The organism is Actinomadura syzygii, from assembly GCF_008085905.1.
Lineage (GTDB): Bacteria > Actinomycetota > Actinomycetes > Streptosporangiales > Streptosporangiaceae > Spirillospora > Spirillospora syzygii.
On record NZ_VSFF01000005.1, the window covers coordinates 583,407 to 594,850 of the forward strand.

Genomic DNA, 11,444 nt, shown 5'->3' on the forward strand with positions numbered 1-11,444 from the left:
CCATGACCCAGACAGCAGCAAACCCGCACACGCCGGCGGGCGCGTTCACCGGCATCCCGGTCAGTGCGGCCGGCCTGGACGAGGCGCACGAGCTCTACCGCGGCATGACCGTCGTGCGCGCCGTCGAGCTGGAGATCGAGAAGATGCACCGGCTCGGACGCATGTCCGGGTCGTTCCACTCCTCGCTCGGCCAGGAGGCCGCGGCGGTCGGCGTCTGCGCGGCGCTGCGCGGCGGCGACATGGTCACCAGCACCCATCGCGGGCACGGGCACGCGCTCGCCAAGGGCGTGCCGATGGAAGGCGTCTTCGCCGAGCTGTTCGGCCGGACGTCCGGCGTCAGCGGCGGGCGCGGCGGCTCGATGCACCTGCACGACAGGCGGAGCGGGTTCCTCGGTGAGAACGCCATCGTCGCGGGCGGCCTGCCCTGGGCGGCCGGCGCGGCGTGGGCGCGCAGGCGCCGGAGCGGCGGCGACGACATCGCGGTGGCCTTCATCGGCGACGGCGGGTTCGCGCAGGGCGTCACCCACGAGACCCTGCTGCTCTCGCGGTTCTGGGGCAGCCCGTGCCTGATCGTCTGCGAGAACAACGGCCTAGCGCACTCGATGCCGTCCGACCGCCTCTTCGGGGCGCCGGGCAGCATCGCGCGCATCGTCGAGGGCACCGGCATGCACGCCCGCTACGTGGACGGACGGGACGTGGTCGCCGTCGCGGAGACCGCCAAGGAGATGGTCGCGCGGGTGCGCGCGGGAACTCCGGCCTTCCTCGAATGCGGCGTGTTCCGCGTCCGGCCGCACAGCCTCTCCGACCCCGACTACCGGTACCGGCCGAAGTCGGCCGGGCGCGACTGGATGGCGCTCAACGACCCGATCGCCAACCTCCGCACCCGACTGGAGGTGCACCCCGCCAACTGGGTCGCCCGGATCGACGCCGAGGTGGCCGCCGAGATCGAGGCCGCGCGCGACCGCGCCGAGGCCGCAGAGCGGCCGCCGACGGCCGCGGCGAAATCATTCGTCTACACCTCCCCGGAGCTGCAGAACCATGCGTGAGGTCAAATACGCCGAGGCGGTGCGCGCCGCCCTGGAGGCCGAGATGGCGGCCGACGAGAGCGTCGTCGTCATGGGCGAGGAGGTCGCGGCGCTCGGCGGGGTCTTCACCGTCACGCAGGGCCTGGCCGACAGGTTCGGCGAGGACCGCGTGCTGGACTCGCCGATCGCCGAGGCGGGCGTGGTGGGGTTCGCGATCGGCGCCGCCGCCGAGGGCATGCGCCCGGTCGTCGAGATCATGTTCTCGGACTTCGTCCTGCTGGCCCTCGACCAGATCATCAACCTCGGGGCGAAGATCCGCTACATGAGCAACGGCCAGTTCAGCGTGCCGCTGACCATCCGGATGCCGGGCGGCGGGGGCACCAACCACGGCCCGCAGCACTCGCAGAGCCTGGAAACGCTGTTCGCGCACGTCCCGGGGCTGGTCGTCGCGATGCCCGGCAACGTCTCGGACGCCTACTGGATGCTCCGGCACGCTATACGTTCCGACGATCCCGTGATTTTCTTGGAGAGCAAGAACCTGTATTTCCGCACTTCAGGGGACATCGATGCGCGCACCGGACCGGACGGTTTCGGCGCCCGGGTCGCGCGCGCCGGGGAGGACCTCACCGTCGTGTCGGCCGGGCGGATGGTCGAGCGCTGCGAGCTGGCGGCCGAGGAGCTCGCCGCCGAGGGCGTCGCGTGCGAGGTTATCGACCTCCGCTACCTGTGGCCCCTGGACACCGCCTCGATCGAGGCGTCGCTGAGGCGGACGGGCAAGCTCGCCGTCGTGTCCGAGGCCGTCGAGTTCTGCGGGTGGGGCGGCGAGGTCGCCGCGTGGGCGAGCGAGCACTGCTTCGAAAGCCTTGACGGGCCGGTCGTGCGCGTCGGCTCCGAACGCGTCCCCATCCCGTACGGGCACGCCCTTGAGGACGAGATCGTGCCCACCACCGAACGCATCGCCGGCGAACTGCGCAAGCTCGCGATCTACTGACCGTCGCCGCGGCGACCTGAGAGCAGGAACGTCTCCATGAGGTTTGCAGTAGACACCGGTGGCACTTTCACCGACCTGGTCATCGAGGACGAGGGCCGACTGAGCGTCCACAAGAGCTCCACCGTGCCCTCGGACCCGATCCAGGGCATTCTCAACGCCTTCGAGGTCGCCGCCGCCGACCGGGGTTGCACGCGGCAAGAGCTGCTGGAGCGGGGCTCCATGCTCGTCCACGGCACCACGCGCGGGCTGAACGCCGTCCTGACGAAGAAGGTGGCGCGGACGGCGTTCCTCACGACCGAGGGCCATCCGGACATCCTCCTGCTCCGCGAGGGCGGCAGGCGCGACATCTTCAACCAGCGGCAGCCGTACCCGGAGCCGTACGTCCCGCGTTCGCTCACCTTCGAGATCCCCGAGCGCGTCGGCGCCCAGGGCGAGGTCGTCAGGGAGCTGGACGAGGCGGCCGTGGCCGACCTGGCGGGCAGGCTGCGCCGGGAGCGGGTCGAGGCCGTCGCCGTCTGCCTGCTGTGGTCCATCGCCAACCCCGTCCACGAGCTGCGGGTGGGCGAGCTGCTGCGGGAGCTGCTGCCGGACGTCCCGGTGACGCTGTCGCACCAGCTCAACCCCTGCGTCCGGGAGTACCGCCGCGCCTCGGCGACCGCGATCGACGCCTCGCTCAAGCCGCTGATGACCGCGTACATCAGCGGACTCCAGGGGCGGCTGCGGGACGCGGGCTTCGCCGGCCGGGTGCTCATGGTCACCTCCGCGGGCGGGGCGCTCGACGCCGAGGACGTGGCGGCGTCCCCGATCCACTCGCTGAACTCCGGCCCCGCGATGGCCCCCGTCGCCGGACGGTTCTTCGCCGACCTGGACACGACCGCGTCCATGGCGATCGTCGCCGACACCGGCGGGACCAGCTACGACGTCAGCGTCGTCAGGAACGGCCGGATCCCGTGGACGCGCGAGTCCTGGATCGGCGAGCCGTTCCGCGGCCACATGACCGGGTTCCCGTCCGTCGACGTGCGCAGCGTCGGCGCGGGCGGCGGCAGCATCGCGTGGGTGGACGCGGGCGGGCTCCTGCACGTCGGGCCGCAGAGCGCGGGCGCCGACCCCGGCCCGGTCTGCTACGGGCGGGGCGGCACCAGCCCCACGATGACCGACGCGTGCCTCGTCCTCGGCTACCTGGACCCCGCCTACTTCCTCGGCGGGCGCTCGGCGCTCGACCTGGACGCCGCCCGCGAGGCGATCAGGACCCAGATCGCGGAGCCCCTCGGACTGGACGTGATGGAGGCGGCGGGCGCCGTCTACCGGCTCGCGACCGAGCGCATGGTCGGCGCCATCGAGGAGATCAGCGGGCAGAAGGGCATCGACGTCGCGCAGGCCGTCCTCGTCGGGGGCGGCGGCGCGGCCGGGTTCAACACCGTGGCCATCGCGCGGCGGCTCGGCTGCCGGGAGGTCATCGTCCCGATCATGGGCCCGGCGCTGAGCGCGGCGGGCGCGCTGATCTCCGACCTGTCGCGCGGCTTCGAGACGACGTTCCGGACCACCAGCGAGGCGTTCGACTTCGCGGGCGTCAACGCGGTTCTCTCCGACCTCGCGGTCCGGGCCCGGGACTTCATCGCCGGGCCGGGCGCGGGCGCCGTCGAGACGTCCGTCGAGTTCTCCGTCGAGGCGCGCTATCCGAGCCAGGTCTGGGAGCTGGAAGTGCAGCTCGGCTCGGAGGGGTCGCTGGACGCCGAAGGGCTCGAACGGCTGAAGAAGGCGTTCCACGAGGTGCACCGCGACGCCTTCGCCGTCGACGACCCCGGCTCGCCCATCGAGTTCGAGAGCTGGCACGTCAGGGCGCGGTGCCGCATCACCGACCCCGTCCTGCCCGAGGCCGGGACCGGCGACGGCGCCCGCCTGGAACGTGACATCTACCTGCCGGGCGTCGGCCCGGTGAGCGCGGAGGTCTGGCGGCTGGAGTCGGTGCCGGTCGGCGCCGAGCTGCGCGGACCGGCGATCGTCGAGTCGGCGACCACGACGATCGTCGTCGACGACGGCGCGACGTTCAGCCGCCGCGCCAGCGGCACCATCCACGTCGTCCCCGGGACGGGGGCGGCCGCCGCCCCGGCAGACGTCTCGAACATGGACGCGGGCACCAGCGGACGAGGGGGCAAGTGACGATGGACGGCGTGCGCATGGCGGTGATCAGCAACCGCCTGAACGTGGTCGTGGAAGCCATGATGAACACGGTCTTCCGGTCCAGCCGGTCGGGGGTCCTCAACAGCGCCCACGACTTCTCCTGCTGCATCGTCAGCGCCGACCACGAGCTGGTGATGGGGGCGGAGAGCCTGCCCATCCACATGATGAGCGGGCCCGACCTGATCTCGAAGGCGGTGCTGCGCTTCCATCCCGAGATGCGGCGCGGCGACGCGTACCTGCACAACTCGCCGTACAACGGCAACTCGCACGCCGCCGACCACGCGATGCTGGTGCCGGTCGTCGACGACGAGGGCGTGCACCGCTTCTCGGTCCTCGCGAAGGCCCACCAGGCCGACTGCGGCAACTCCAAGCCGACGACCTACATGACGGACGCCCGCGACGTCTACGAGGAGGGCACCCTCCTGTTCGACGCCTGCCGCGTCCAGGCCGACTACCAGGACAACGACGACATCCTCCGCATGCTGCGGCTCCGCGTCCGGGTGCCGGACCAGTGGTGGGGCGACTACCTCGCGCTGATCGGCGCGGTCCGCCTCGGGGAGCGCCGCATCCTCGAACTGGGCAACGAGCTCGGCTGGGACGTGCTCCAGGAGTTCGTCGACGAGTGGCTCTCCTACAGCGAGGGCCGGATGCGCGACGCCATCGCCGGACTCCCCGCCGGACGGCTGGACCTGCACACCAGGCACGACCCGTTCCCGGGCATCCCCGAGGGCCTGGACATCAAGATCGGCATCGACATCCGGTCGGCGGACGAGGAGATCCACGTCGATCTCACCGACAACGTCGACTGCCTGCCGAACGGCCTGAACCTCACCGAGTCGACGGCCGCGACGGCGGCCCTGATCGGCGTCTTCAACTCCATCGGCGAGGGCGTGCCGCCGAACGCCGGGAGCCTGCGCCGGGTGAAGGTCCGGTTGCGGGACGGCAGCGCCGTGGGCGTCCCCGTCCACCCGCACAGCTGCTCGGCGGCGACCACCAATCTGGCCGACCGGGTGACCAACGCCGTCCAGCGCGGCATGGCGGAACTGGCCGAGGGCATCGGGCTGGCCGAGTGCGGCGCCGTCATCCCGGCGGCGGCGGCGGTCGTGTCGGGCGTCGACCCGAGGTCGGGCGGGCGGCCGTTCGTCAACCAGATCTTCCTCGCGGTGACCGGCGGGGCCGCCACCCCGTGGTCGGACGCCTGGCTGACGATCTTCCACGTGGGCTGCGCGGGCATGCTCCGCCGCGACAGCGTCGAGATCGCGGAGATGACGCACCCCATCCGGGTGAGCAGGCAGCGGCTCGTCCAGGACACCGAGGGCGCGGGACGGTTCCGCGGCGCCCCGTCGGCGGAGGTCGAGTACGGGCCGGTGGGCACGTCCATGACCGTGGTCTACGGATCGGACGGCGCGGTCTTCCCGGCGCTCGGCGTGCGCGGCGGAGGCGCGGGCGGCCTCACCCGGCACCTGCGCCGCGACCGCGCGGGCGAGCTCACCGAACTGTCCTCGCAGGGCCTGGTCGAACTCGCGGACGGCGAGCGCATCGTGTCCATCACCGCTGGTGGAGGCGGGTACGGGCCCGCGGCGGACCGCGACCCCGAACACGTCCGGGCGGACGTGCGCGAGGGCTGGATCAGCCCAGAGCGCGCGCGGGACGTCTACCGCGTCTCCCTGAGCGCGGACCTGTCGATCGATGAAGCTGCCACAGCGCGGTTGCGCGCGGAGCAAGCGTCCAGTTGACCGCCTTCCAAGGCTTTCTTTGAAAGAGGGCTCCGCGCATGGACGTCCCCGTCACCATGCCGCAACTCGGTGAAAGCGTCACCGAGGGCACCGTCACCCGCTGGCTGAAAGGCGTGGGCGAGTCCGTCGAGGCCGACGAACCCCTCCTGGAGGTGTCGACCGACAAGGTGGACACGGAGATCCCCTCGCCCGCCTCGGGAATCCTCCAGTCGATCCTGGTCCAGGAGGACGAGACGGTCGACACGGGCACCCAGCTCGCAACCATCACCGAATCCGCCCCGGCGGCCGCACCACCCGCCGCACCGCCTCCGCTCGCTCCGGTCGCACAACCGATCGCGGCGACTCCGCAACCCGTGGCGTCCGTTCCGCACCCGGTGGCACCCGCTCGGACCCACGCGGGCGTCGCGCATCGGGGGCGGACGGGCTCCGGGGGGTACGTGACGCCCTTCGTCCGCACGCTCGCACGTGAGCACGGAGTCGACCTGGCGTCACTGCGCCCGTCCAGAACCGGTGACCGCATCCGCCGGAACGACGTCCTCGCAGCCGCACGGCCCGCCCCGCAGGCACCGCTCGCACCCGTCCCGCAGACGGCGGCCACCCCGCCCGTCCCGCAGACGGCGGTCGGCTCGCCCGTCCCGCAGGTGGCGGTCGCCCCGCCCATCCCGCAGGTGGCGGTCACCCAGCCCGTTTCGCAGGGGGCGCGGGCAGGGGCGGTTGCGGAGATGGGGGCGGCGCGGCGGGCCTTCGCCGCGGGCGCGCTGGAGTCGCTGCGCACCAGCGCGCACCTGACCACCGTCGTGGAGGTCGACGTCACCGAGACCGTGCGGGCGTGCGAGGCGGCCGCGGCGTCCTTCCGGGCGCGCGAGGGCGTCGAGCTGACCCTGCGGCCCTTCCTCGCCCTCGCCGCGCTGAGCGCGCTCAAGGCGCACCCGCTCCTCGGAGCGCGCGTCGACCTGGACCGAAAGGTGATCGTCCACCCGGACGGGACGCACCTCGCGGTCACGGTCGACATGCCGGGAGGGCCGGTGGCGCCGGTCGTCCGGGACGCCGGGCACCTCAACCTGGCCGGGCTGGCCCGCGCGCTGGACGATCTCGGCGAACGGGCGCGAACCGGCCGCCTCGTCCCCGATGACCTGGGCGGCGCCACGTTCACGCTTGACGACCGGAGCGCGGAGGGGGCCCTGTTCGGCACGGCGGTCATCGCGCAGCCCCAGGTCGCGGTGCTCGGCGCGGGCGCGGTCACGAGGCGGCCCGTGGCGGTGGCGCACCCGGAGCTGGGCGAGGTCGTCGCGGTGCGGTCGATGCTCTACCTCGCGCTCACCTACGACCACCGGTTGATCGACGGCGCCGACGCGGCGCGCTTCCTGACGGCGGTGGCGGAGCGCCTGGCGGACGGCGGGCCCACCACCGGCCCCGGCATCTGAACGGCGGCCTCCCGGGCGGCCCCGGGAGGCCGCGCCACACACGCGCCGCACACCGCGCCGCACACCGCCCCGCCGGGCGCACCCACCGCACCCGGCGGCGGCCCCGCTCACATCACGCATCCATGCTCGCATGGCGCACCACAGGCGCCCTGCGACCACTGGACGACCCTTCCACCAGGAGTTTCCCGATGAAGTTCGGTCTCGCCGTCTTCGCGACGGATCAGGGCCTGACGCCCGCGGATCTCGCCCGGCTCGCCGAGGACGGCGGGTTCGAGTCGCTGTTCTTTCCGGAGCACACGCACATGCCCGTCGAGCGCACGGCGCATTTCAAGCCGGAGGGCGGTGACGTGCCCCCCGAGTACGCGCGGACCCTCGACCCGTTCGTCGCGCTCACGGCCGCGGCGTGCGCGACCACCACGCTGCGGGTCGGCACCGGCATCTGCCTGGTCTCCCAGCGGGACCCGATCACCACGGCGAAGGAGGTCGCGACGCTGGACCTGCTGTCCGGCGGGCGGTTCCTGTTCGGCGTCGCGGCGGGCTGGAACCGCGAGGAGTTGGAGAACCACGGCACCGACCCCAAACGCCGCCTGTCGGTGATGGCCGACCGCATCAAGGCGATGCGGACGATCTGGTCCGAGGACGTCGCCACCTACGAGGGCCCGTACGTGTCGTTCGACCGCATCCAGGCGTGGCCCAAGCCCGTCCAGTCCCCGGTGCCGATCCTCATCGGCGGCAACGGCCCGACCGTTCTGGACCGCGTCCTGTCCTACGGGACCGAGTGGCTGCCCGAACCGGCCCCCGACCTGCCCGATCGCATCGCGGAGTACCGCGAGCGGGCGCGCGAGGCGGGGTGGGCCGGCGCGCCGGTGACCGTCTACGGCTGCGACCCCGCCGACGTCGACCGCTACGCGGAGGCGGGAGCGCACCGGTGCGTCTTCTGGCTGCCTCCCGGGGACGCCGACGGCGCCCGGCGGCGGGTGGCCGAACTCCGCGCCGCCCTGCACCTCGACGGGCAATGAAAATGAATAGGCGATCGTATGGTGAATCCTCTGCCGCCCCAAGGCGACTACGGATCACCCGTATTGACGCCTCTTCCTGCACTGATGTCAGAGACTCGACAACCTTGACCGCGGAAAACCCGCGCGTTAGCGTGATTTCACTTCGCGAACATGCGCACGCATGTCGATCGAACCTGGAGGAGACATGGCGCATCCACACCTCATGAGGCGCCGGTGGCCGGCAGTGGTCGCCGCCGGAGCGACGCTGGTCGGGGCGGTGGCGTGCTCGACCGCGTCCGACCGCAAGGAGGGCGGCGCGGGCTCCCTCGCCTGCAAGGACGGGAAGATCCTGGTCGGCGTCGCCAAGGCCGACAGCGGGTTCGCCTCGTTCTTCGACGTCGCCGGGAAGCGCGGGCTCCAGGTCGCCATCCAGGAGATCAACGCCCGCGGCGGCATCAAGGGCTGCAAGATCGAGACCGTCAGCGGCGACACCAAGTCCGACCCCGCGGTCGCCGCGCAGGTCGCGCGGTCGCTCATCGCCAAGGGCGCGCAGATCCTGGTCGTCGCCGACGACTTCGACACTGGTGTCGCCGCCGCCCGCATCGGTCAGCGGGAGGGACTGCTGACCCTGTCGCTCGCGGCCTCGTCCACCGTCTTCGGCAAGGCCGTCGGCGACCGGTTCTTCACCGGCGGGATCACCACCACCGAACTCGGCCTCGCGCAGGCCAAGTTCTCCCAGGACCGCAAGTGGCGGACCACCTTCCAGGTGCTCGACCCCGGCCTCGCCTACTTCACCGAGCAGGACACCGCCTACCGGAAGCTGTACGAGGGCGGCGGCGGCAAGGTGAGCGGGGTCGACCGGGTCGACTCGCTCGGCGGGCAGTCCGACTTCAGCTCCACGATCTCCAAGATCAAGGCCGCGAAGCCCGACGTCGTCCAGGCCCTGGCGGTCTTCCCGGCGGTCGGCACCTTCGTCAAGCAGCTCCGGGCCGCCGGAGTGGACACGCCGGTGCTCGGCAACATCACCCTCCAGACCCGGGAGCTGCCGAAGCTCGTCGGGACCGGCCGGGCCGACAAGATCTACTACGCCGCCCAGGTCTACTTCGACGGGGCGGGCGTCGACCCGAAGACCGACCCGGCCATCACCAGGTTCGCCGAGGCGTACCAGAAGATGTTCGGGCACTTCCCCGAGCAGGCCAACGCCCCGGGCGCCTACCAGACCTTCCTGGCCGTCGACACCGCGCTCCAGCGCAAGGACGTCACCGACGCCGCGTCGGCCGCCAAGGCGATCCGCGAGCAGCGCGGCCTCAAGGTCCCCGGCGGCACCCTCGACCACTGGAAGGACGGCTACGCCGTCTGGAGCCCGACGATCGTCGGCCTCGAAGGCGGCAAGCTCAAGTCCGTCACCGGCTACAACGCGACGGCGATGAGAAACGAGGCGGCGTGAGTTCGGCGCCCGCGCCCGCCTCGCGGACCCGGAGTTCGGGGCGCGAGGCGGGGGCGCCGCTCCTGCGGGTGACCGGTGCGGTCAAGCGGTTCTCCGGGCTCACCGCGCTGGACGGCGTCGACCTGGCGCTGGCGGCGGGCGAGGTGCTGGGCCTGATCGGGCCGAACGGCTCGGGCAAGACCACGCTCGTCAACTGCGTCTCGGGCGCGCTCCGCATCGACCAGGGCGAGATCCGGCTGGACGGACGCGACATCACCCGCGCGTCCCGGGCCAGCCGCGCCAAGAGCGGCGTCGCCAGGACGTTCCAGAACCTCAAGCTGTTCGGCGAACTGTCCGTGCGGGAGAACGTGCTCGTGGGCCTCAACGCCTCCTCGGGGGCGACGTCCCTGAAGGACGTGGAGGGCCTGCTGCGGAGCCTGCGCCTGGAAGAGGTCGCCCGCGAGGTCGTCTCCAACCTTTCGTACGGCACGCAGCGCCGGGTGGAGATCGCGCGGGCGCTCGCCGGGAACCCGCGGGTGCTGCTGCTCGACGAGCCCGCCGCCGGGCTGAACGACGGCGAGACCGCCGAGCTGCGGGAGCTGATCGACGAGATCCGGAGCGAGCGGGGGTGCGGCGTCCTGGTCATCGACCACGACATGAACCTCGTCCTCGGCATCAGCGACCGGGTCCAGGTCCTCGACGAGGGCACCGTCATCTACGAAGGCGAGCCGCAGGGGGCGTTCAAGCAGCAGCGCGTCGTGACGGCGTACCTGGGGGCCGAATGAGCACGCGACCACTGCTCGAGGTCTCGGACGTCGTGGTCGGCTACGGCGCCACCAAGGTGCTCAAGGGCGTCTCCCTCACCGTCGCCCCGGGCGAGGCCGTCGCCGTGCTCGGCGCGAACGGCGCGGGCAAGTCGACGCTGATGAAGGTGATCTCCGGCCTGCTCGCCCCGTGGGAGGGCACCGTCCGGTTCGGCGGCGAGGACGTGACGGGCCTGCCCGCCGAGGAGCGCGCCGCCCTCGGGATCGCGCTCGCCCCCGAGGGACGCGGCATCTTCGCGACCCTGTCGATCGAGGAGAACCTTCTGATCGGCGCCACCTGCCTGCGGCGGCGGATGTCGACCGCCGAGCGGCGCGGCCACGAGCGCGAGGTGCTCGACCGGGTGTACACGACGTTCCCCGTCCTCGCCAAGCGGCGGACGTCCAGGGGATGCGACCTGTCCGGCGGCCAGCAGCAGATGCTGGCGATCGGGCGGGCGCTGATGGCCGCGCCGAAGCTGCTCGTCCTGGACGAGCCCTGCCTGGGCCTCGCGCCGAAGATGGGAAACGAGGTGTACACCGTGCTCCGAAGCCTCCGCGAGGCGGGGCAGAGCCTGATCGTGGTGGAGGAGTCGTCCAGGCGGGCCCTCGACTTCGTCGACCGCGCCTGCTGCCTGAAGCTCGGCGAGAAGGTCCTCGACGGCGACGCCGCGGAGATGAAGGCCGACGAGCTGCTCATCGAGGCGTACTTCGGACTCAAGGGGGCCGAGCGCCGATGACACCCCCTGTGTCAACCTCAAGCGGCAGATGGAGTGATCGCTTGCTTGGTTCGGGCCGCTGCGGCGCCGTGTCTGGTGGGGTCGTAGGGGACGCCGTCGAGCCAGCAGCGGTAGATCACTCGG

8 protein-coding genes and 1 pseudogene are annotated in these 11,444 nt (G+C 72.2%); all 9 read left to right on the plus strand.

Features of this window, described 5'->3' with window-relative positions:
- The first annotated feature begins 2 nt into the window (after positions 1-2).
- The gene (locus FXF65_RS15375) at positions 3-1,046 is read left to right on the plus strand and encodes a thiamine pyrophosphate-dependent dehydrogenase E1 component subunit alpha (RefSeq protein WP_148350580.1); all 1,044 of its coding nucleotides are present in this window, start codon (positions 3-5) and stop codon (positions 1,044-1,046) included.
- Positions 1,039-2,016: an alpha-ketoacid dehydrogenase subunit beta gene (locus tag FXF65_RS15380; protein ID WP_148350581.1), complete on the plus strand. Its 978-nt coding sequence runs from the start codon at positions 1,039-1,041 to the stop codon at positions 2,014-2,016. Before FXF65_RS15375 ends, FXF65_RS15380 begins: the two co-directional genes overlap by 8 nt.
- A gap of 36 nt (positions 2,017-2,052) precedes the next feature.
- The gene (locus tag FXF65_RS15385; protein ID WP_148350582.1) at positions 2,053-4,176 is read left to right on the plus strand and encodes a hydantoinase/oxoprolinase family protein; all 2,124 of its coding nucleotides are present in this window, start codon (positions 2,053-2,055) and stop codon (positions 4,174-4,176) included.
- Between the two features lie 2 nt (positions 4,177-4,178).
- Positions 4,179-5,933 carry a hydantoinase B/oxoprolinase family protein gene (locus tag FXF65_RS15390; protein WP_148350583.1) on the plus strand — a complete coding sequence of 585 codons (1,755 nt, stop codon included), beginning with the start codon at positions 4,179-4,181 and terminating at the stop codon, positions 5,931-5,933.
- Positions 5,934-5,971: 38 nt separating this feature from the next.
- Positions 5,972-7,357 (plus strand): 2-oxoglutarate dehydrogenase, E2 component, dihydrolipoamide succinyltransferase, encoded by a 1,386-nt coding sequence (gene sucB, locus FXF65_RS15395; RefSeq protein WP_148350584.1) that lies wholly within the window; start codon positions 5,972-5,974, stop codon positions 7,355-7,357.
- 188 nt (positions 7,358-7,545) lie between these two features.
- The gene (locus tag FXF65_RS15400) at positions 7,546-8,376 is read left to right on the plus strand and encodes an LLM class F420-dependent oxidoreductase (RefSeq protein WP_148350585.1); all 831 of its coding nucleotides are present in this window, start codon (positions 7,546-7,548) and stop codon (positions 8,374-8,376) included.
- Between the two features lie 184 nt (positions 8,377-8,560).
- Entirely contained in the window at positions 8,561-9,802 is a 1,242-nt protein-coding gene (locus FXF65_RS15405) for an ABC transporter substrate-binding protein (protein WP_148350586.1), read from the plus strand.
- Positions 9,799-10,566 carry an ABC transporter ATP-binding protein gene (locus FXF65_RS15410; RefSeq protein ID WP_148350587.1) on the plus strand — a complete coding sequence of 256 codons (768 nt, stop codon included), beginning with the start codon at positions 9,799-9,801 and terminating at the stop codon, positions 10,564-10,566. Before FXF65_RS15405 ends, FXF65_RS15410 begins: the two co-directional genes overlap by 4 nt.
- 71 nt (positions 10,567-10,637) lie before the next feature.
- Positions 10,638-11,321, plus strand: a pseudogene (locus FXF65_RS15415) (ABC transporter ATP-binding protein); the annotation flags it as partial.
- Positions 11,322-11,444: the final 123 nt, after the last annotated feature.